This is a genomic window from Chlorogloeopsis fritschii PCC 6912, assembly GCF_000317285.1.
Lineage (GTDB): Bacteria > Cyanobacteriota > Cyanobacteriia > Cyanobacteriales > Nostocaceae > Chlorogloeopsis > Chlorogloeopsis fritschii.
On sequence record NZ_AJLN01000116.1, the window covers coordinates 218,118 to 239,991 of the forward strand.

Consider the following 21,874-nt stretch of genomic DNA (forward strand, 5'->3'; position numbering starts at 1 on the left):
TAATGTTTGCTACATTAGTAAATCGTTGAAAAGAAAAGCGTCTGCCGGGATAGCTCAGTTGGTAGAGCAGAGGACTGAAAATCCTCGTGTCACCGGTTCAAATCCGGTTCCTGGCATTTAAATTAAAACCCCTTGAAACTCTTGGGTCTCAGGGGGTTTTTACTTTGTAATTACTTAGTAATAGAGAACAAATGTTCTAAATTTGACGTGAATGTTAGACATTTTTAGATAGTTGTAGACACAAAAATGGTGTAAATGGTGTAGAGCAAACTAGGAGCAACATTGAACCAAGAATCCCCGAACTTTTCCTTGTAAGTGAGCGTAGCGAAACTTGTTTAGCTAGGGGAGTGTCTATTCTATTGAATTGTATTGGTATTGGGCGAGTAAAGCCTTAGCAGCTTGATGGTGCTTCTCTACCAATTGGGGAGGGGAAATAACTCGTGCTTTATCCATGTAGCGATTAACCCAAATACTAAACTCATCTAATGAGCGAGGTGGTAGGGAGACTACATAATCTACATAGCTAGGTTTACCAGTAGTTGCATTTTTGGCACCCAAGACGATTTTCTGCTTGAGATGGCGCAGTTCCCCTTCCTGAATAAAAGTTGCCACTGGAGGAAAAAAACGCACTTTGGCTGTGATTAACTCTAACTTTCCTTGGAGTTCTAGTTGTTGCTCTGGTGGTTCTCCTAAATACAAGCCCCAGCCATTTTCTAGTAATTGGTAAGCTTTAGCAAGACTATTTCTTTGCGCCTCTAAACCTCTGCCTGACTCGTTCAAAACTTGACAGTAATTTTTAAAGCGATTCAAACGCCCAATTGCTAAATGCCCATTTTCATAATGTTCGTAGAGCAAATACCAAGCAATATCTTGATAAATTAACTGTAGTGGTACTACTCGTTGTGGGCCAATGCGGCTATGACCGTAGGGATCGCTACCGCGAGAGATTTCAATCGTCTGCCCTTGGCAAATCGCTTTTTCTAAAACTGCCAACTGATGAAATAGAGTATCTCGATTTTGCCCTAAGGCTGCCATTTCTTCTGGATCTGTATAGACTATGGCGCGATTGAGATGCTGTCTAACGGGATAAAAAAATTCGCCTTGAAGTTCTAAATCCAAGCCCCGCAATCTTTTGCTGAGAGTTTGGTAAATACGCCGCAAAAGTCCATCACCTTGGTATTTTGCTTGAGATGCCAAAGCATTGAAAGCTACTTTCAATTCTTCTTGCGACATGGCACCAGTACCTAAATAGTATCCCCAGCGATACATCCGGTCTTCGAGAATACCGTAGCGGCGTAAGGTTTCTAGGTCTTTACGGAGTGTGGGAATGGAAGGATAACCTTTAGGTAACTCTACTCCGTAGGAAACTGCGAGATTTTGTAGGCAAAGTTGAACTTGCTGGAGGGAATTATGGTGTTCGCGATCGCTTGACTCCATAAACTCTGGACTACCTACACCTGGGTGCTTTAGTAAAGTTGCAATCAGCAGCATTAACCGTTCAAAAGCTTTGACATCACCGTAGGAATGGGAAGTAGATTTTTTCGGCATAGATGTGATGCTTTTCCAGTTTACGAGATGTAGAACTTGGGTGTCCAAAGGTAAAAAATATTATCTTGTCAAATTTTGTATCAATCTAACGCTCTGTATAAAAGCTTTTAGACAAGTTTGAGCCAAAAATACAATTATTGGCTTTTAAGAGCTTGATTTTTACTAATCCAATAACTTGGTAATTATCAGCCTGTATAAATTAACAGTTTATCAATATGTATATCTCGCCTCGTGCTTCTAGAGTACGTAACATTTTAGTATCTGTTTCTACTGGCAGCATTACCCTTGTCATTTTGCTGATTGCACCTTTGGGTCTAGCGGCTGTGATTATCAATACGGTACTAGTGACATTCACTACTTATATAGTCTCCAGTGTGGCAGATCGAGTAATTGGTTGGTTAGAACCAGCAGGGAATGCTGATTTAATTTCCGATTCTGGCTCCCCAAAGTACAATCTTGCTCGTCAGCGACGGCCATCTGCATTCCGGCGCTGGAGGTAGAAATCATGAGAACTCTCTATGTGTCTCAGCAAAATTGCTATGTTTCACTGCAAAAAGAAACGTTAATTGTCAAACAGGGAGAGATAGTTCAGGGTCAGGTACAGCTACCGCTATTGGAACAGATTTTGATTTTTGGCAAGTCGCAAGTCAGCACACAAGCGATTCGGGCTTGCTTGTGGAGAGAGATTCCCATTGTCTACCTTTCGCGCATGGGATACTGTTATGGGCGGATTTTACCAATTGGACGGGGGTATCGACAATTATGCCGCTATCAGCAACAACTGACACAGGTGGAACGGCTAATTACTGCTAGAGCGATCGTACAGGCAAAGTTAAAAAATAGTCGAGTTCTGTTGCGGCGGCAGCGACGACGGCAAGAGTCTGAGTTGCTTTCAAAAGTGCTACAAAATTTAGATCACCTGGTTTCGCAAGCGGCGACTGCTGATAACTGGGAGCGGCTCATGGGTTTTGAAGGTGCAGGTGCAGCACAGTATTTCTCTGTATTTGGCGAATGCTTGACAAATCCTGAATTTGTGTTTGTGGGACGTAGCCGTCGTCCTCCCGGAAACCCTGTAAATGCCATATTAAGTTTTGGGTATCAGGTACTTTGGAATCACTTGCTGGCATTAATTGAACTCCAGGGACTCGATCCTTATTACGCCTGTTTGCACGAAGGCTCAGAACGTCATGCTGCTCTTGCTTCTGATTTAATTGAGGAGTTTCGTGCACCAATTGTGGATTCTCTAGTGCTATGGCTGGTGAATAAAAATGTCATGGATGCTCAGAATGATTTTGAATACCGGGATGGAGGTTGTTATCTCAATGATTTGGGAAGAAAAAAATATTTAAAAGCTTTTTTACAACGTATGGAGGAGGAAGTACAAATAGATGGTGGAGACAAGCAACCACGATGGCATCTTCTTACCACTCAGGTGAAAGCTTATAAGCAATTTGTCTATAATCCAGCACAGGTTTATCAGCCTTATCTGATTCGCTAATTTTATGCTTTTGTATGTGGTAGCTTATGATATTCCTTGCGATAAGCGGCGTAAAAAAGTCTCAGATTTGTTGGAAGGCTACGGAATTCGAGTACAGTACAGTGTTTTTGAATGTGTGTTGACAACTTCACAATATAATGAGTTACATCAGCGATTGCGGAAGAAAGTAAAGTTATCGGAGGATAAAATACGTTTTTATCCTTTGTCGGCTCACACTTTAAATCAAATTCAAGTTTGGGGTGGGCCTCCAGTGACAGAAATGCCTGGTTCAACTATTATTTAGCTGTTGCTGCGGCCGATCGCAAAAATGGCTGAAATAACGCAAATTCGTAGAATCGGCCGTTGGCTTGTCCCGTAAGGGTTTCATTCGTTTTTTGTTCTGATTTATTGGCAGTTATGGGTAGAAAAATCGGATCGGTCGCAAAGCGTCTCTGGACTCCTTACCGGGTAAGGGTTTAAGATAAAGGGGTCTCTACTCGCTAGAGAAAATAATTGATTGGAAACCTCAAAGCCATACTCTGAGTGGGTAGAGACACAATTGTCTCTACTCGCTAGAGAAAATAATTGATTGGAAACGGCCTTTAAGCACTTCTACCTCTTCGCCGAAAATAGTCTCTACTCGCTAGAGAAAATAATTGATTGGAAACGGTAGGAGCGGATGTGGCGCGTCTGCCGTGTGCTCGTCTTGAGTCTCTACTCGCTAGAGAAAATAATTGATTGGAAACGAGCACCGCATAGCCGCCTGCCTCAAGCCCGGCGAGTCTCTACTCGCTAGAGAAAATAATTGATTGGAAACCCGACGCGGCCAAGGCCGGCGCCGCCGCCAAGGCCTGCAAGATGTCTCTACTCGCTAGAGAAAATAATTGATTGGAAACTTCAGAGTTAATGATTTTTCTGTCTAATGTGATGAAGTCTCTACTCGCTAGAGAAAATAATTGATTGGAAACGTTGAACAATTTCATGAGCTTTGCGATCGCTTCTGTCTCTACTCGCTAGAGAAAATAATTGATTGGAAACCTCTAAGAGCAAAGGCAACTTCTTCAATAAATTGAAAGTCTCTACTCGCTAGAGAAAATAATTGATTGGAAACACTTAAAATATGCAGTAAACAATGAATCAAATCAGGGTCTCTACTCGCTAGAGAAAATAATTGATTGGAAACATACTGAGCATTGACAGTAGAAGGTAATTCAGTTGAATTGTCTCTACTCGCTAGAGAAAATAATTGATTGGAAACTCATAAGGCTTTGTTGTCTGCATATTTTTTATTACTGTCTCTACTCGCTAGAGAAAATAATTGATTGGAAACAGAAAATAATTTTTCTACTTCCCAATAACTTAAAGTATGTCTCTACTCGCTAGAGAAAATAATTGATTGGAAACACCCAGAATACGACCATTACTGGCTTGTGTGTAACGGGTCTCTACTCGCTAGAGAAAATAATTGATTGGAAACCTTGATACGTGCGCGGGGAGTTGTTAAGACTTTGCGGTCTCTACTCGCTAGAGAAAATAATTGATTGGAAACGTTGGAGGATAGACAATGAATAAGCCAGGGCTAAGGGGTCGTCTCTACTCGCTAGAGAAAATAATTGATTGGAAACCTCCCAGACAGGAGGCATGAACAGTGGGGTTTTCTTGCCGTCTCTACTCGCTAGAGAAAATAATTGATTGGAAACAATGGGGAACCCATACTATGGGAACTAGAGCAGAGTCTCTACTCGCTAGAGAAAATAATTGATTGGAAACTCTCTTAGAGCCTATCCGAAAACCCAATGTATGAGGAGGGTCTCTACTCGCTAGAGAAAATAATTGATTGGAAACTTATTACTAGCTGCGTCCACCTCAAAAACATGTCTCTACTCGCTAGAGAAAATAATTGATTGGAAACCCAAAACAGTATTCATCTTCTGCACCACAGAACCACGTCTCTACTCGCTAGAGAAAATAATTGATTGGAAACGGAGAAGATGACCGCCTTGAGGATCTAGTGGAGTGTGTCTCTACTCGCTAGAGAAAATAATTGATTGGAAACGTTTTTAGTGCCGCGCCCGCGTAAGATTGATCCGGAGTCTCTACTCGCTAGAGAAAATAATTGATTGGAAACGTTGGTCAAAAGACTTTAGTTTAGTTCCTGTTTTTACAGTCTCTACTCGCTAGAGAAAATAATTGATTGGAAACATCAATTAATTCCTCTTCGTCTACCGCATCACGAGGAGGTCTCTACTCGCTAGAGAAAATAATTGATTGGAAACTAGGATCCGCTGAGATTGAGAGGATGGTTGATGTTGGTCTCTACTCGCTAGAGAAAATAATTGATTGGAAACGTGTTGTATGACTTCCAAATCGTACAACATCTAATAGTCTCTACTCGCTAGAGAAAATAATTGATTGGAAACCTTAGAGAAATCTTTCTCCAGAATCTGAAACTTAATCGTCTCTACTCGCTAGAGAAAATAATTGATTGGAAACAACAAGTGGGCATCTTGTTCATTACCTGGAGTTTTCATCAAGTCTCTACTCGCTAGAGAAAATAATTGATTGGAAACGTGATAAATTCAGAGGAGCTTTTAGGATCAACCCACCTCGTCTCTACTCGCTAGAGAAAATAATTGATTGGAAACTCAGCAGCTTCAGGAGAATAGCCAGAAAGACCTAAGTCTCTACTCGCTAGAGAAAATAATTGATTGGAAACTCTATACCAGCTAAATAATAAGCTGACTCTAGAAACTGTCTCTACTCGCTAGAGAAAATAATTGATTGGAAACTCGTGTTCGCTTGCAGATGCTTGTGCGTGTCTGAAAATTGTCTCTACTCGCTAGAGAAAATAATTGATTGGAAACTTAACTATTTCATTGAAAGTTTTTAATTCTTCTTTGGTCTCTACTCGCTAGAGAAAATAATTGATTGGAAACTTACTGGTGCAGACAACCCCTCAATTGCGTTTTGTGCTGTAGTCTCTACTCGCTAGAGAAAATAATTGATTGGAAACTTCAATGAATGAGATTAATTACATGGATGAGTATGAGGTCTCTACTCGCTAGAGAAAATAATTGATTGGAAACTTTGGATTAGCTTGAGCAGGTGCAATAGTAACCAAGGTCTCTACTCGCTAGAGAAAATAATTGATTGGAAACACATCTTTTGCTTACGGATCTTTTTGTCCGTTTTTCTGGTGTCTCTACTCGCTAGAGAAAATAATTGATTGGAAACTTAGTTTCTATCTCTCTTATAAACTGTTCTCTTTGTCTCTACTCGCTAGAGAAAATAATTGATTGGAAATTCAATTGGGCGATCGCCAAATTTGAATAGCCATTTGTCTCTACTCGCTAGAGAAAATAATTGATTGGAAATATTCAGACAAGTTACCGATAAATGTAATGCTGGTTGTCTCTACTCGCTAGAGAAAATTATTGATTGGAAACTTGAATGATATGAATCAAGACCTTCTCTTAAATCTTGTCTCTACTCGCTAGAGAAAATAATTGATTGGAAAGCTACCTGGCGAAGAAGCAGCGATCGCCGTGTACGAGTCAACGCAACTTCGCACTCGCGAAGGCTTTTTACTAGCGCAACTATGCATAATTACCCAAAAAAGTCAATAAATAAGAAAATATTTATCCAAACTTGAGCTACTTCGCTCAAAGCCTTACCACTAAAGGATATCCTCGACTTAAATAATTATTTCAGAATATATACTGTTATTAGACAAATATGAATATCAATTTATACAATAGCCAATGTATGGACTACAAGGAATTTCACCTGTGTCGGAAGCATACTGGCAAGCTAAAATCTGGGGTTTACTCCACGATCCTGTGCTGAAAGCTTTACATAATAATACTGGCCGAGGTAGCAATAGTTTCTGGCAACAACTAGAAGTAATGCAGAACTGGGTGAACAATGGCTGGAACCCAGAACAGTCTCAGGGTAAAATCTTGGAACATATTAAGCTGGCAGACTATATCTCTTCAGCAAGCGATCGCGGTGCCATTGGTAGCGTCACGCAAAGTATAAATTATGCTCCTAGCAACGACCGTAACAAAGGCTTAGAAATAAAACATTTGCTCTCTGGAGAGAAACGCGACTTTAAAATTAAGCAACATTCAGAACTGTTAGCAAATAGAAAAGAATACTTAGACGCTAAAGAGCAAAAGCTACTAGAAGCAATACCGTCAGCTATCAAACAATGTCCAAAATTAATGTTTTGGTGGTTATGGCGTTGTTTACCAGAAGTTGCTTGCCAGGAATTTAATGATGAATCCTTGATGCTGATGCCGGCAGAAACTCGGCTACCAGATAGTTCGATTTGGAGTCATGCTAGTATAACTGCTGCCCTTGCTGGTGCTTTAGCAGGATATGACTTAACAGAAGCGGAAATTAAACATTGGCCTGCAAATAAAGCCTTACCTCATCCTTATTTAGCTAGCTTCACTTTTAGCCCAGTTCAAGAACTAATTAAAGCCAGTCGCAAAATGCGGGATTTTTGGGCAGGTTCTTGGCTTTTGCACTATCTTTCAGCTAAAGTCTGCTGGCAACTAGCCTTGCAATACGGGCCTGATAGCTTACTTTACCCCAGCCTTTACCAACAGCCTTTAATCGATCGCTGGTTATTATTAGAAACAGTAGAAAAAGCTCCAGAATTTGCTCAATGGATAGATAAACCGGCAGCAGATTCACTCCTAACAGCAGGATTTCCCAATGTATTGGTGTTAGTTCTGCCAAAAGATAAAGTCCAAGCAGCGATGCAAACCGCCAAGCAGACTCTTTTAAAAGAGTGGCAACAAATCAGCCATTTAGTTTTGACGGAGTTAAAAAATCATCGCCGCTGGATGCCAGATTTACAAGCTGATAGTCGTACCTGGAAAGATTGGTTACAATCCCAATGGCAGTTTTATTGGACGGCTTTACCCATTGGTAAAGAAGGCGAACCACTAAAAAATGCGGCAATTCCTCTAGACAGAGAAGCAGAATTTACCCCTTGGCTAGATGCTCAAAATCAAGCATATAACTTATTAAATAACCATCCTCAAAAACTATTTCTAGACAAAGAAATTGACTTTCTCAGAGATGCATATCAGCAGCGTTGGGAAAGACAAGGAAGAAAATTTAGTGTCAATGTTGGGTCTTGGTGGGCACATATTTTTGATGCCAATCGATATGGGCTAGCAGCAGTAAAAAACGCTCGTAATTGGCAAATTCCCACAGCATTTGGCCCGCGTTCTACCGTCTCTGGCATTGGGCCAGTGGTACATCCCGGTCAGGATTGGATAACTGAAGGCGAAACGAAAAAACTCTGGGAAAAGCACGCAGGATTATTTGATGGTAGAGAACAGCTAAATGCAACGGAGACTGTGAAGCGAGGATTACATAAAATTTTACCCAATTTGTTGCAATTATCTGAGGAGCAAATTGCCGCTTCTTACCCTGATTTAACTTCAGGTGTCGCGGGTTATTTAAAAAATAGCGATCGCCAACAGCTAAACAAGTTTAATGATGCTTGTAGGGCTGTAAAAAACTTATTAATAAAAGAAAAGAATACTGTTCCAGATGTAATTACAGAAAAATGGGGTATTCCCTGGATTGATGAAAATGAAGATGCAAAATTAGCACAGTTCCATCCGCGATTTTTAAATTCAGGCTGGTTGATAGAAGATTTAAATATTCCTGAAGAGGAGAGAAATAACTATCGCAATCTAATTGAAACAACTTTATCTCAATACTATCCGAATAATAACCCGGCTAATTGGTATGTGTTAGCCGCAGGTGATGGCGATGATATGAGTAAATGGCTAAAAGGTGAAAAGCTGCAAAATTATCGAGATTACATTCCTTCAGGGTTATCGGTATCTCAAGACAGCTTGAAAAACTTTTTGGAAGTCAAAAAACGTATGGGGCCATCTACTCATAATGCCCTCAGTCGTGCCCTATTAGACTTTTCTAATCAATTAGTTCCCTATCTGACTGAACAGCGTTACGCTGGGCGCTTAATTTATGGTGGTGGCGATGATGTCTTAGCTTACACCAATCTTTGGGAATGGGATAAGTGGTTATGGGATATCCGCCAATGCTTTCGAGGCGATCGAGACCCTAGAGGTGAGTTTAATAATGAAGGTGATTACTGGCAGTATAATTCCCCAGCTAAATCCTCTTCGCTAACAGAAATACGAATAGCCAAACGTCCTCTATTCACGATGGGTAGAGTAGCCACTATTAGCTTTGGTATAGTAATTGCCCATCATTCCGTACCATTAGCGATCGCCCTAGAAAATCTCTGGGAAGCAGAAAAAAAAGCCAAGGAACACAAATCTCCTGAGGGTTCACAAAAAGACGCGGTGCAAGTTCGGGTTTTGTATGGCAATGGCAATATTTTAAAGGCAACTACGAAGTTCCAAGTATTCCATCAGTGGCAGAAACTTACTCTCAAACCCTTTTCCCAAGAATATAAGAGACTAGATGCTGCCATTTTTGAACAAGCCGCCAGTCTTTGGAGCCAGCATCCCGCACCTCTAAAAGAAGCGATCGCACCTTGGACAAAAGCATTTTGCGATCGGCGCGATCAATTCCTTGGAGATGAAGTTGCCAAAAACCAATTTCAGCAGAATTTAGCTGAGTTTCTAGGGGCTTTATGGGAAACAACTTCTGAGATTGATAGAGATTCAGAAGTGCAACACTGGCTAAAGCTTACAGCTTTTACCCTTCGCAATCGTGACATCTAATTAGGAGGTGGTGTCTGATGTTCTGGTATACTTTAACGCCACTAGATCTGCTGTTATTGCGCGATGCCAAACCCTTTACTCCAGGAGAAAGGGCTTGGGCTGGGAGTGTATTTCCGCCCAATGGTCATACAATCGCTGGCGCATTGCGCGGTTTATTTTCACAAAAGAAAGACTTCCGCCTCATTGGGTCATTTCTGTGTCGGCAAACTGAATCCGGTAATAAACTTTACTTACCACGCCCTCTGGGATTTTATAAGTCAACGCCCTTAGTACCTTTAGAATGGAACTCTGATTCTTATTTACAAGCAGCTTTGTGGGATAAAACTGAACCTTCTCCCTTGGTTAAACCTCCAGGTCAATTGGCAGATGAGGAAGATAATTACAGCGCTAGTAGTAGTGAGAAAAAGTTTCGGCAGTATTTGCCCTATGAAGTTGTTCAGAAATATTTAGAAACTGGTCATATAGATAAGGAAGATTGGATTGTTGAAGGTGGAAGTTATGAAGATCAACCTTGGACAGTAGAAACGCGATCGCATAATTCTCTTGAAGAAGGGACAAGGCAAGTGAAAGCTGCTGATGGTTATTTTGTAGAGAATGGAATTCGTCTCCATGCTGGATGGAGTTTAGCGATCGCTATAGATCAAGAAATTGATACTCCCACGACTTTACGATTAGGAGGGGAAGGGCATCGCACAATTTTACAGCGTTGCCATGAATTGGATGAGCAGTGGGCAAGCTTGCAACAGCAGTCTCAGAAGAATTTTAAGAGTGGAGGTAAGTCGATAGCTTATTTAGTGACTCCTGGCGTATTTGAACGCAAGGATAAAGATCAAGGTACAGCAAAGTCTTTGTGCCGTGCCTTTCCCTGGGAGTGGAAATTAGCTCATACCGTCAACAAAAATCAAACACGGGGAGATTTAGTTAGTGTCGCTACTGATAAAGCAGTACCGATCAGTTGCCGCTTTCGTGACAAAGATGAAATCAATAAAAGCATCCCTGCACCCCAAGCTTTTGCCGCACCTCCTGGGAGTTTGTATTACTTGAATCAGCCGCGATCGCTGTTCCAAGATAACGAACAAACCCAGGTGCATAAATGGCGGAAACTCGGATATTCCGAATTACTGTGGATTAATTACAAAGAGCAATAAGACAAGGAAAATATGATTAATTCTATTTATCTCTATCTACTTTCTCCATTACATACAGGTGGTGCAACCCAAGAAGGTAATTTATTAGGAATTGCCCGTGAATCCCATACTAATTTACCTTACATACCTTCAAGTACTATTCGAGGTAGACTCAGAGCATCCGTTGCCGATCGCGGAAAACGATTTAAGCTATTTGGCACAGATTTAAAAGAATCACAACAACTAGAGCAGGGTGATATTTGGATTGGTGATGCTTCAATTCTCTGGCTACCTGTGCCTTCTTTGAGTCATAGCGTCATCTGGATTAGTTGTCCTATGCTACTGCGCCGATGGCTAAATTTGAATGGTAATATTTCTGTTCTGCCAGATGAATATAGCTGCAATTTCATCAAAGGGAAATCTAACATTTACTTAAAAGATGCGATTCTGAAAGCCGATCAATTAAAGCCTTGGCAAGATTGGAAAAAGTTTGTGCCGCAAACACCAGAATCTAGCGCCATTAATCGGGTGCTGATTCTCCCAGATCAACATTGTGCCACCTTAATTCAAATGAGTTTGTGGCGACAGGTAAAAATTAAATTAGATGAGCATAAATCTGTAGAAGGTGGATTTCGTTATGAAGAAGCGATTCCCCCTGACACTCTCATGTATTTTTCGTGGGGAACAACATCGCAAGCCAATGGCAGCGCCCAACAATCTAGTGCCGATTTTAAAGCATTGTTAGCAGAGAATCAAATTCTCCAAATAGGAGGGCAAGAAAGTTTAGGACGAGGATTTGTCCAGCAGTGGTTGGCAGCGCATTAACTAATAAATATTAAAAGGCAAGCTAATAGGGGGAAGAAGTAATGACATTTGATCCACGAACAATTGCCACACCCGTATATGATGCTTTAGATGGATTGCGAAAGCTGACAAGTCAGGATGAAACTCGCCTCAAAGAGCAGAAAAACCAAGCTGTTGAACTCTATACTTATTTATCTACTTGGGGAATGATGCGTCTCAAAGCAGAGGAACAAGCTTTGAATCAAGAAGGCAAAAAACAAGTAGTTAAAAAATTTTTTGAGTGTTTAGAAAGCTTATCAGCAGTAGAAAATTTAGCAGGTAATAACGGACTCGCAGTACTAAAAAATCTTGGAACAGAAGAATATCTGGGTTTAACAGGATTAGGACTGGCATTGGCACAGGAATTTAGCTTTTGGGCGGCTGCTATTTATTGGGATATTAAAGGGGAATAAGCTAATGGTATTTGACAGACCCAAAAAACCCGGACAATCCCAGCAACCACCAGCCCTTCAAAGACACAATCCTGCTAATTATTCTCAGCAGCCATCGGGTAATCCAAATATACCTTCGCCTTGGCTCGATCCCACAAATGAACCGACCCCAGATCCCACAGCTAGCTTTGTAGAATATCTGCGTTGGATGCGATCGCTTGATAGCGAGTACAAGGATGCCACGAAAGTGCAGTTACTCCAGATGGCTGAGGAAAAAGCAAATTATAGCGATCGCCTCACTCAGCTAACCAAACGCACTCAACTAATTGCTAGTGATACATTTCAACTCAGGTGCCCCTGGCGGATTCGCGTAGGTGGGCATCGAGGCCCAGAAAGCATTCTCCTACCTACCTTTGATGCCTTAGGAATGCCCTATATACCTTCTAGTACATTACGGGGTGTTGCTAGAAATCAGGCAATTAGAGAAATCATGGTGCAAAAACGCCTGAACTGGGAAGCAGCAGAAAAGGAAGTTGCCCCTTATTTTGGTTCCTTAGAGACAAAAAATACCGCGCATCAGGCAGGAAAAGTTATCTTCTTCGATGCTTATCCATTACCCAATCAACCTTCTGGGGGACTGGCGATAGATATGGCAAATAATATTTGGAAGTGGGATGGTAACTCAATGAAATATGAGCCAAATCCTAATCCTTTTTTCTGCCTTAAGGAAGCTACATTTTTGATTGGTATACGCCTAGCTAGCGGCTGTAATGATAGCCAATTATTAAATCAAGTAAAAGAGTGGTTAACTACAGGCTTACAATCTGGTGTTGGTTCTCAAATTAACACAGGCTATGGAGAATTAATTAGAGCAGGTAAAGTTACTCAGAAAAGCGAGTTTTTCCGAATAGACTTTACTTTAGAAGGGCAATTGATTCATGGGAGGCAAAAATATAAAAATTCCTCCCAACCTTACCAAAAAGATTCTCAAGGTAATTTAAGACCTGACAGACAAGGTAGGTTAAGGCCAGATACATTACCTGATGCCGAAGTACGTCCTGTTGCCTTTAAATCAATGTTACGCTACTGGTTCCGCACTTTTGCATTAGGAGTATTAGAACCTAAATTAGCAAAAGATTGGGAAGCTAAACTATTTGGTGCAATTGATCCCAAACAACGCGGTTGGTTGATGGTGAGAATACTAGAGGGTAAAATCACACAAAAAGAACCGCGATCAAATCGTGATGGTCAAAACGACCCTTGTGGAGTACAGCAGGGGATTTTAACGTTACATTACTCTTCTGAAGCACCGCAAGATAAGCAAGGTGCTATTAAAAAACTATGCCAAAATCTCACTTGGCTAATGTTTCATTTGGGAGGCATTGGTCAGGGAGCAAGGAGACCTTGCTATTCTCGTCAAAATCGTCCAGCTGCTCCCTGGTGGCGCGGTTCAACACTTATACCTGACAGGGATGACTCATTTTGGAATTTACCAGATAGTCCTCAAGAATTTCAGAAATTATTTAGACAAAGATTAGAAGCTTTTTATCAAGCACTACAAGCTTTAGGCGCAAATTTCAATTCTAACCAACTAAGAAATTGTGGAACAGTCAACTCATTTACTTGGATGGAAGCTTTAGATATTAATGCCAAAATTATAGTTGTTAATACTGAAGAAAATGATAACAAGGGATATGCACTAGACGTTTTACATCAAAATTTTCACAAATTAGAAATAGAAAATTATACTGTTGCTAAAAACTTGTGTGGTGGTGTTAAGAAAGATTATCCAAGTAGTAGAGAACGTAAAGTTATTCCTTCTCCTATATGGATTGCAGATTTAGGCAATTACCAAGTAGTAACAGTTTTTGGTGCTACTGCTAATCCACGTCAACAATATTTACAAGAATTACGCGATCGCACTTCTGGTCAAAGCTACTTTCAAGTTTACCCATTAACTTAATATCTCTATGAAAGCTGTTTTAATTGCAACAATTGGTACTAGAGATTTGATGTTCCAAATTTCCTCTGGTACTTGGTATAACATTGGCGATGATCGAATGCAAAATGCAGATATCCTTGGTGAACAAGCAGAGGTAATTTCCGATCAAGGACTACATAATATCAGTTTTCGAGACTTAACTAAATATTTACTAGACAAAATTACAATTTATCAAGAGCGAATTAAGCCAGTCATCATTGGTAAGCTTCTCAGTGAAAAAGCCACAGATATTGAAAGAATTTATTTAATTGCGACCGATCAAAAATTAGAAGTGCGAGAGCGAGAGAAAGACACGCTATATGCAGCAGAGTTGATTAAAGCATGGATTGTCAATCAATTTAATCATATTAGTGTTGAAATTATCTCCTTGGGCCAAGATGGAACTAATCCTTCTAATTTTGAGCAGATGTTTTATTGGTGGCGGCGAACTTGGAGAGAGAAAATTACCATTAAAGCAGATCAACCTATATGGCTTTGTCTCAAGGGAGGAGTAGGTCAAGCTTCAGAAGCGTCAAGGATTTCTGGTTTGAGCTTGTATGGCGATCGCATTCAATTTTTTGAGTTTAAGCAAAATACTCAAGCAAATCAAGCTGGAATTCCCTCAGATTACAGTGGCCCATTCTTGGGAAACAATTATCTTTGGGACAGGACTCAGCAGCAGGCTTTGAAGTTGTTAGCTAGATATGACTATGCTGAAGTTTACGATCTACTACTACCTTATTTTCAGCAGTCATCTTCAAGTTTTGGTGCTGTACCAAATTTATTGAAGGCAGGAATACTTTGGAATCAAAGACAGTTTGGAAAGTTTCTCTCCTTAGCTAGAAGTTCTATGACAATACCAACAATTCATGAGAAATTTTGGATTGCGTATGAACAAGCTTATTTGGGTGTAGTTCGCTTGCAACAACAAAACACTACAGAGGCAATGTTACATAGCCATCGGGCTATTGAGGGTGTTTTATATTTGTGGGCAAACCAATCTTTTCCCAATGACTTGATAGAGGAACCTAATCAATACCCATTAATAAAAGACTCAATTTTACAGAAGTATCCTACTTTAAGCACTCATTTTAATCAATCACAAAAGCAAATTTCAGAGATTTCTCTTTATGGTAGGATTCTCCGAGATTTAGTAGCCGCTGCTATCCCAGCGACCATAAATAGTAATGATTTTTATGCATTTTGGCATCCAGCACGGGAGATGCGAAATAATCTTTCTCATCGCTTAGAGGGTTTATCAGAAAGAGAACTATTCACTGCTTGGGGTAAAGATGTGACCAACTCAGAACAATGGCAGACACGAATATTAAATTGCCTGAATTTAGTTACAGGGCAGTCTTTTAGGACTTTAGCTCAAGCCAGCATTTTTAATAAACTACATGACCAAGTGTTGCAAGCAACTAGATTCCACAGTAATAACCTAATGCAGTAGCGATCGCACAACTGGCATAGCAAGCAGACTGACTGGCAGGTAATTAGGAACCGAAGCCGGACGGATCAGCAGGTTTAATCACTTATCTATTCCTGCTCGGTAAACTAGTCCCTATATATGCTTGTGAGAATCCTGCGATCGCTCCAGTAACTCTAATATTGCGGCTCACCCGGATCACCGTATACGGATCATCTTAATTAATGCTTGAGTTTGTCTACTTTTTTTAGGGTCAATTCCCTAAGCTCAAACGGTACTTTTGAATTAGCGGAAACTGGCACTTACAATAAACTCCTTGAAATCTTAAGATTTCAAGGAGTTTGTGGTTTTTAGGTTTACAAATATTAGTCCTAATGCCTTACCAAAGACTTTGCTAAACGTCGTAATCACATCGCTAAGTTGCCAACGCGATCGCTAGCTGAAGCATCCACTAACCAAGTTTACCTTTGTTTGCCTCTAACCCTTTAGCAAGGGAGAGATTGAACCATCCTTACCTTTGCTAGCGATCGCCACTGCAGTCATTGGAATTTAGCTCATCTGCGTTGACGTTGCAAATTTAAAGGACGCAACACGCTCCTGTTGAGTAACATTAAAACACTAACGTTAGCTTATTCCTCATCAAAATCAGGAATATCATCAACCCAAGAGTAAAGACCAACCGACTCTCCTCCACCAATGCTAACATCACCCCCAATATAAACACCGCGAGTAATTGGCACCTTAGTGATGGTGTGATTTTTTTCACAGCGTTTGTCTGAGAGGTTTAAAGCGCCTATGACTGTTGATGCACCCCAAGGGGCATTTTGTTGAATTGTTGAATAGTTTAACTGCTCTTTATTTTTTCTCATAATTCTCCATCTTTTTTTACTTGGTATCTAATAGCAACGTTTGTGCTAGGAAGATAAACTTTCCCATATATATTTTCGCTCTGATGAGGCAATTTAGTCAATATACGTAGAATTAGCTACTTAATTCAGATAATTTACCTATAAAAAAATTACAACTTCATCAGGTACCTACAATACAAAAAAGAAAAGTTCCGAGATGTTGGTTTTTCTTGATATAACTAACTTGTACAGCTATAAACATATAAAAAATAAAACTCGCTTGAATAGCTATAAATTGCAGCTTCTCAATATAATTGGCAAATAATTAATATAAAAAATCATACAAAAACCTAATTTGTGCTTATCGATTAACAACTATTGTTTTTTAATACTGTGTCTATAAAAGTTATATATACATCGATATACTGTATGTATTGCTCAGACTTTTTCACTAATATATGTTCCTTATTTGCTAATTTTATTACTTTTATAAATTCTTCTTTAGCATCTCTGAATTCTTGCAGTGCAATTCCTAACTTATCTCGATCTAAATTTTTATCCTCTATAGTCTTCATTATAGCTATGAATAGTATTCTCCAGGATAGAATTTCCGGATTTAAATAAACAGATTCCATAATTAAAGTGGGTTCCTACTGTGTTGTCACCAAGTTTAATTGCTTGTGAATAATTAGATTTAGCGTTTTCATAGTCGCCTACTTTCTGATAAAACATTGCTAAATTGCCATGAAACTCGTATAATTCGCCGTTATCTCGATAATCATCCTGATTGTTAAATTTAGGAAGTGTTTTGTGATATATTTCAATGGCTTTAATATATTTTTGAATAGCTTCATCATAATATTTATTAGCTTCCTCGTTTTTCCCTTCCTTTGCTTTCATATCTCCTTGTAAGGCTTTAAGCAATCCAAAATTAGCAAATGCAGATGCTGGAGCGTTATCTTCTTGGGCAGTAGCTTTCTCAAAATCAAAATAGGCTTTTTGATAGTAGATAGCTCCTTTTTGAAGTTGAGTATTTTTTTCATCGTTATACAAAGATGTTCCGAATTGTAGACAAGCGTAAGCTCGCCGAGCATAAAGCCGAGCAGAAATAATTCCAGCTCTAGCAATAGCCTCATCGTACTTTTCTATAGCTTCTTCATATTCTCCCAAACTACTTAAGGCTAATCCCCAAGCAGACCATAAAACATCACCTTCATAACTAAGTAAGTATGCTCTCTCAAAGTCTGCAACAGCTAACCTAAAATGTTCTTCTCCCATTGAAATAGTGTTATAAGCTACTCCACGATAATAGTAGGCTGCTGCAAGACGACAATTACAATCTATTGCTTTTGTGAGGCTATCAATTGCTGAAAAAGCATTATTTTGACGCAATTGAGCTAATCCTAGATTGCTATAGGCTACATCAAAATTAGGATTTATTCTAATAGCTTTTCTAGTATCTTGAATTGCTTTTTCATAATTATCTTCATCTATAAATAGCACACTTCTATTATTATATGCTTCTGCCAAATTAGAATCTAAACTGATAGCTTGATTATATGCTCTCATTGCCTCAGTAACTTGATTCAGTAGATAATAGCGAGTTCCTAAATTGACATATTCTTTAGCGTGATGAGGATTTTCTTTCAAGAATATTTTTAATTCTTTAATTTCTTGCTCTATTTCTTTCTGCTCATTAATGCTTATAGATACATTTCCTCCAGTCTCCTCATCCTTATAAGAGGCTAAGAGAATACCACTAATAGTAATTTGCCTGCTTAAAGATTTCATTAGAAACTGTTTTCCAGTAGCAGCTTGCTTACTGGCTACCTCAGGAGCGCCTTTATAATAAGATTTGATATGAGTATAATTTGGATAATTAGAATAATTGCTCAAAAGCTTGATATCATCGGATGTTAATCCAAGCGCTGACGATAAACGCTTGTATTTATCTTGCTGCTCACAGTCATTGTTCTTTAGATTTCCTTCATAACCATTAGCTTTTCTTGAGCTAAAATTAAAATCTTCGTCTGAGTTTACTTCCAAAATAGCTATTTGTAATTCATGAAATGTACTAATATTTAATTCACGTAAACGCTCCACTTTCGAGCCTAATTTCATACATAAAATTGCTTGATCTACCCAATTCACTATTTGTTGAGTATCAAATTGAGTAGATAAAAGTAACTTACATATATCTGTGGTAGCTAAACTTTGAACATTATCAATACCTAACTCTGAAAGTCTAGCTTCATGCCAAGTATTTATACCTACAACATTTTTGAGTGGATATTCATTGTATTGCTCAATAGGTGCACTTAAAGCACGATTAGCAATAAAGGTTATCCAGCGGATGCCACGAGTAGGAAAAATTCCAATTAAAAAAGCTAGTATTTGCCAAGGTAAAGAATCTGTATTAGGGCTTTGTTGTTGATTTTCGGGAGGTTGATTAGGGCTTTGTTGTTGAGTCATTACCGCTGTTTGAGGCAATGATGAATTTGGAGCGATCTTCTCAATTCCTCCAATTAATGAAGCGATACTAAAAGTGATAACTGCTGAAAGTAGAGTTCTTAGGATAACAGCACTATAAACTTGTGGTTGTAAATCGAAAGTATTATATCTTCTAATTAACAACTGTATACCAAAAAAGTAAGAGCCAAGAAATGCATAAAAAATTATTTCAACTGTAAGACTTTTGATAACACCTAGCTCGTTTTTGTTGTAATATGCTGCAAATATAAGAGATGCTAGAGTAACAAATAAAATAATATATACACCAAATTGGAAAGGATTATATACAGTATTGTAAAGTTCACTGATTTCATTAATATTTTCTTCAGAAACTAATCCCAATAATCTTAAATCATTTTCTAATCGGTCTTTTTGTACTTCAGATTTATAATAACTGTATGCAATATATGAAATAGGGAAAATTCCAAGTAATGCTCCAACTACCAAAGTAAAAAGTATTTGATGCCTAGATATTTCAATACTTATACTACTAATAAGAATTATGGATACAACTGAAAAAAATAGAATAACAAAAGACCAAATGCGTCTAAATTTTTTTCTTTTTGCTTCTGTCTTTTGTTTATATATGTATAAATCAATATAACTTTCTATAAAATCGTCGATACCTTTAGTTAATCCATCAATAATATTGTTGTAATCTTCCTCTTTACTACCTTTCTCAAATTCTTCCTGTAAAAATTTTCTCAGTTTTTTAGGTGTATCTGTAGGATTGATGATATTTGAAGGTGATAAAAAATCAGAAAAATTTTTCAAAAATTCTCTTTTTTTATTTCTCCGATTAGACTTTAAAAATTTAAACATAATTTTTCATTTCAGTAAAATAGATAAATTAATTAAGCTAGAGTAAAAATAAAAAATTAGTTCAGCCTATGAAGCTGATTAGATAGAGACTAATATAGTTCATATTTCTAAACTAACGCCATTTTGTTCTAAATAATAATGGCTGTACGATATCATTTTTTTTAATATTTGAGAAGTCTTTTATAAATAAATAAAAACTTTTAAATAAACTTAACGATATATGAGGCGATCGCTTTCACAATAATTTGAGTTGAGCAATGTGAAACTCAATCTACTCTTAATACACCAAACTAGCTTTAGCAGCCCACTAGAATTTAGGATTTACTTTATAAATCATCTCTTAAAGGATGTTTGTAAAGTCTAAATCAATACTAACCCTGGCGATTGGACATCGCAGCTATACAGACAAACAAAACTCCGAAGTTCTGAGCCTCCTTGTGGAGGAGCTTAGTTTGTGTAGTAACGAATTATATTCGCCCAAAACTTTTAAAACATCCTCTTAATTAACCAGGGTTAGTTTAGTTATGATTGGCTTTAGTAAGTTATGAAAATAATTTAACAACGCTGTAACTGCGCTAACATCACCAAAATTTCATCCATCGCTTGCCGCACAACCCTCGCAGGCTGTTCAGTTTGATTTACCATCATACTAAATACAACCGGATTATAACCAGGCGCATTGACATATCCTGAGAGAGTAACAACACCGCCCAGAGTTCCTGTTTTTGCTTGTACAATTCCCGTTGCCGGCGTATCAACCAGACGATTTTTTAAAGTGCCGCTCATACCCGCTACAGGTAGAGAAGCACGAAACACTTCTGCTTGTGATGACTGCGCCATTCCTTGTAAAGTTTGCACTAAAGCTTGTGGACTAATTAAATTTTTGCGCGACAAACCCGAACCATCTGCCAAAACATAACTAGTTGGTTCAACTCCCAACTGAGTTAAAGTTGATTTTAAAACTTCTAAACCGACATCAGCCGTGCTTTGATTTTTTGTTGCTGGTTTTTTAATAGCTAATGCTCTTAACAATGCCTCAGTATAGAAATTATTACTATCTTGATTTGCTGTCATTACTAATTCTGATAGTGGAGGAGATTGAATAAAAGCTAATTCTTCTATCTCATTTTTGCTATTACTATCTAAAACTGATGCTTGTTTAACAGTAATTTTTTCTGCTGCCAAGACACTACGAAAACGCTGTAAAAAGTATTCTGCAGGTGCAAACACAGGTAAATTTACAAATTGTGATTGGGAACCTTCTGGTAACTGACCTTTAATTCGTAGTACTGAACCTTCTAGCTCGCGATTAACCTTGATAAAACTAGGTTGATTTTTTTCAACTGTGACCGATTGATTTATTATCTGCCACTGTTTTTTCTGCTCGGAATTTAACCAAATTACTTTTAGAGGTTTACCTGAAGTTTGCGGTGACACAATAAAACTAAAAGAATTCTGATCCACAATCAAACTGTTTATTGGTGTACCATCGCCTGATTGCAAATCTTCCCATTGCCAACTGGGATTAACAATATCTCCTTGAAAATAATTATCGTCAACCATCAAATGCTTAATTTCGTTGATACCCTTTTGTTTAAATTGTTTAGCCAATGTTGTCAGCTGGGCATCAGTTAAACTGGGATCTCCCCTACCCACTACACGCAACCTATCACCATCGCGATACACAGAAGTACGAATGCGGTAATTTGCACCGAGTTCTGTTAGTGCGGCAGCTGTGGTTAGTAATTTAGTGTTAGATGCTGGAATAAAGTATTTTTGAGCGTCCCGACTGTAAAGTGTTTCAGTAGAACCCAGATTTTGTACTAATACTCCCCAGCGCGCCCGACTGAATTCAGAGCGGTTAATAATGGTATCTACCGCTGCTCCTAGTTGGGCAGGGCAAATTGTTTTAAGGGTAGTTGTTGGTACTGTAGATGCTGGGGTTTGTGCTTTTACTATTTGATGGTTGATACCTACTTGTACACTTAAAAATAGTATTAGCAAACTAGTAGAAAGTTTTTTAGGCATTGTCTAGACTTAGCGATCGCATAATTTGACTAACAGGAATTATCCAGCAAGTCACTGTAAATATCAGCAGACAGCCTAAGCAAATTAATAGTTTCCTGATGTAGAGAATTTACCAGATATTAAAGTGG

Annotated in this window: 14 protein-coding genes, 1 tRNA gene and 1 CRISPR repeat array; of the genes, 10 read left to right on the plus strand and 5 right to left on the minus strand. The window is 38.7% G+C overall.

All coding sequences use genetic code 11. The features are described 5' to 3' along the window. Nucleotides 1-43 precede the first annotated feature (43 nt). Nucleotides 44-116 (plus strand) — tRNA-Phe (locus UYC_RS0124935). Between the two features lie 235 nt (nucleotides 117-351). Here the strand turns inward: UYC_RS0124935 and UYC_RS0124940 are convergent. Next, entirely contained in the window at nucleotides 352-1,548 is a 1,197-nt protein-coding gene (locus UYC_RS0124940; protein ID WP_016874575.1) for a helix-turn-helix transcriptional regulator, read from the minus strand. 215 nt (nucleotides 1,549-1,763) lie between these two features. Here UYC_RS0124940 and csx18 point away from each other — a divergent pair, with 215 nt between their 5' ends. The 9 genes from csx18 (at nucleotide 1,764) to UYC_RS0124985 (ending at nucleotide 15,561) form a co-directional block, all read left to right on the plus strand. Next, nucleotides 1,764-2,048: a CRISPR-associated protein Csx18 gene (gene csx18, locus UYC_RS0124945; RefSeq protein WP_016874574.1), complete on the plus strand. Its 285-nt coding sequence runs from the start codon at nucleotides 1,764-1,766 to the stop codon at nucleotides 2,046-2,048. A gap of 5 nt (nucleotides 2,049-2,053) precedes the next feature. Next, nucleotides 2,054-3,046: a CRISPR-associated endonuclease Cas1 gene (cas1, locus tag UYC_RS0124950; RefSeq protein WP_016874573.1), complete on the plus strand. Its 993-nt coding sequence runs from the start codon at nucleotides 2,054-2,056 to the stop codon at nucleotides 3,044-3,046. Between the two features lie 4 nt (nucleotides 3,047-3,050). Continuing rightward, nucleotides 3,051-3,329, plus strand: a complete 279-nt coding sequence (gene cas2, locus UYC_RS0124955) for a CRISPR-associated endonuclease Cas2 (protein WP_016874572.1) — start codon at nucleotides 3,051-3,053, stop codon at nucleotides 3,327-3,329. Nucleotides 3,330-3,514: 185 nt separating this feature from the next. Beyond that, a CRISPR array of direct repeats spans nucleotides 3,515-6,543; the repeat unit is 36 nt; unit sequence GTCTCTACTCGCTAGAGAAAATAATTGATTGGAAAC. 243 nt (nucleotides 6,544-6,786) lie between these two features. Continuing rightward, nucleotides 6,787-9,765: a type III-B CRISPR-associated protein Cas10/Cmr2 gene (cas10, locus tag UYC_RS0124960; RefSeq protein ID WP_016874571.1), complete on the plus strand. Its 2,979-nt coding sequence runs from the start codon at nucleotides 6,787-6,789 to the stop codon at nucleotides 9,763-9,765. Between the two features lie 17 nt (nucleotides 9,766-9,782). Beyond that, complete coding sequence (locus tag UYC_RS0124965; RefSeq protein ID WP_016874570.1) at nucleotides 9,783-10,913, plus strand: type III-B CRISPR module-associated Cmr3 family protein; 1,131 nt, start codon at nucleotides 9,783-9,785, stop codon at nucleotides 10,911-10,913. Nucleotides 10,914-10,925: 12 nt separating this feature from the next. Further along, complete coding sequence (cmr4, locus tag UYC_RS0124970; protein WP_016874569.1) at nucleotides 10,926-11,717, plus strand: type III-B CRISPR module RAMP protein Cmr4; 792 nt, start codon at nucleotides 10,926-10,928, stop codon at nucleotides 11,715-11,717. 41 nt (nucleotides 11,718-11,758) lie between these two features. Beyond that, on the plus strand, nucleotides 11,759-12,148 hold the full coding sequence (locus tag UYC_RS0124975; RefSeq protein ID WP_016874568.1) for a hypothetical protein: 390 nt from the start codon (nucleotides 11,759-11,761) through the stop codon (nucleotides 12,146-12,148). 4 nt (nucleotides 12,149-12,152) lie between these two features. After that, nucleotides 12,153-14,090 carry an RAMP superfamily CRISPR-associated protein gene (locus tag UYC_RS0124980; protein WP_016874567.1) on the plus strand — a complete coding sequence of 646 codons (1,938 nt, stop codon included), beginning with the start codon at nucleotides 12,153-12,155 and terminating at the stop codon, nucleotides 14,088-14,090. A 7-nt stretch (nucleotides 14,091-14,097) separates the two neighbouring features. After that, nucleotides 14,098-15,561: a hypothetical protein gene (locus UYC_RS0124985; RefSeq protein ID WP_016874566.1), complete on the plus strand. Its 1,464-nt coding sequence runs from the start codon at nucleotides 14,098-14,100 to the stop codon at nucleotides 15,559-15,561. A 605-nt stretch (nucleotides 15,562-16,166) separates the two neighbouring features. On the opposite strand, the gene UYC_RS0124990 is transcribed toward UYC_RS0124985, so the two are convergent. From UYC_RS0124990 to dacB, 4 genes are all read right to left on the minus strand, one after another. Then, entirely contained in the window at nucleotides 16,167-16,406 is a 240-nt protein-coding gene (locus UYC_RS0124990) for a hypothetical protein (protein ID WP_016874565.1), read from the minus strand. Nucleotides 16,407-16,753: 347 nt separating this feature from the next. After that, nucleotides 16,754-16,960: a hypothetical protein gene (locus tag UYC_RS0124995; RefSeq protein WP_016874564.1), complete on the minus strand. Its 207-nt coding sequence runs from the start codon at nucleotides 16,958-16,960 to the stop codon at nucleotides 16,754-16,756. Then, nucleotides 16,941-19,718, minus strand: coding sequence for a tetratricopeptide repeat protein (locus UYC_RS0125000; protein ID WP_016874563.1), 2,778 nt, complete (start codon nucleotides 19,716-19,718; stop codon nucleotides 16,941-16,943). The genes UYC_RS0124995 and UYC_RS0125000 overlap by 20 nt, the downstream gene beginning before the upstream one ends. Before the next feature lie 555 nt (nucleotides 19,719-20,273). After that, nucleotides 20,274-21,746 carry a D-alanyl-D-alanine carboxypeptidase/D-alanyl-D-alanine endopeptidase gene (gene dacB / locus UYC_RS0125005; protein ID WP_016874562.1) on the minus strand — a complete coding sequence of 491 codons (1,473 nt, stop codon included), beginning with the start codon at nucleotides 21,744-21,746 and terminating at the stop codon, nucleotides 20,274-20,276. Between the last annotated feature and the right edge of the window lie 128 nt (nucleotides 21,747-21,874).

Bases quoted from the DNA above. Each gene is read 5' to 3' on its own strand.
- UYC_RS0124940 (WP_016874575.1), bottom strand. From the start codon at position 1,548: ATGCCGAAAAAATCTACTTCCCATTCCTACGGTGATGTCAAAGCTTTT.
- csx18 (WP_016874574.1), top strand. From the start codon at position 1,764: ATGTATATCTCGCCTCGTGCTTCTAGAGTACGTAACATTTTAGTATCT.
- cas1 (WP_016874573.1), top strand. From the start codon at position 2,054: ATGAGAACTCTCTATGTGTCTCAGCAAAATTGCTATGTTTCACTGCAA.
- cas2 (WP_016874572.1), top strand. From the start codon at position 3,051: ATGCTTTTGTATGTGGTAGCTTATGATATTCCTTGCGATAAGCGGCGT.
- cas10 (WP_016874571.1), top strand. From the start codon at position 6,787: ATGTATGGACTACAAGGAATTTCACCTGTGTCGGAAGCATACTGGCAA.
- UYC_RS0124965 (WP_016874570.1), top strand. From the start codon at position 9,783: ATGTTCTGGTATACTTTAACGCCACTAGATCTGCTGTTATTGCGCGAT.
- cmr4 (WP_016874569.1), top strand. From the start codon at position 10,926: ATGATTAATTCTATTTATCTCTATCTACTTTCTCCATTACATACAGGT.
- UYC_RS0124975 (WP_016874568.1), top strand. From the start codon at position 11,759: ATGACATTTGATCCACGAACAATTGCCACACCCGTATATGATGCTTTA.
- UYC_RS0124980 (WP_016874567.1), top strand. From the start codon at position 12,153: ATGGTATTTGACAGACCCAAAAAACCCGGACAATCCCAGCAACCACCA.
- UYC_RS0124985 (WP_016874566.1), top strand. From the start codon at position 14,098: ATGAAAGCTGTTTTAATTGCAACAATTGGTACTAGAGATTTGATGTTC.
- UYC_RS0124990 (WP_016874565.1), bottom strand. From the start codon at position 16,406: ATGAGAAAAAATAAAGAGCAGTTAAACTATTCAACAATTCAACAAAAT.
- UYC_RS0124995 (WP_016874564.1), bottom strand. From the start codon at position 16,960: ATGAAGACTATAGAGGATAAAAATTTAGATCGAGATAAGTTAGGAATT.
- UYC_RS0125000 (WP_016874563.1), bottom strand. From the start codon at position 19,718: ATGTTTAAATTTTTAAAGTCTAATCGGAGAAATAAAAAAAGAGAATTT.
- dacB (WP_016874562.1), bottom strand. From the start codon at position 21,746: ATGCCTAAAAAACTTTCTACTAGTTTGCTAATACTATTTTTAAGTGTA.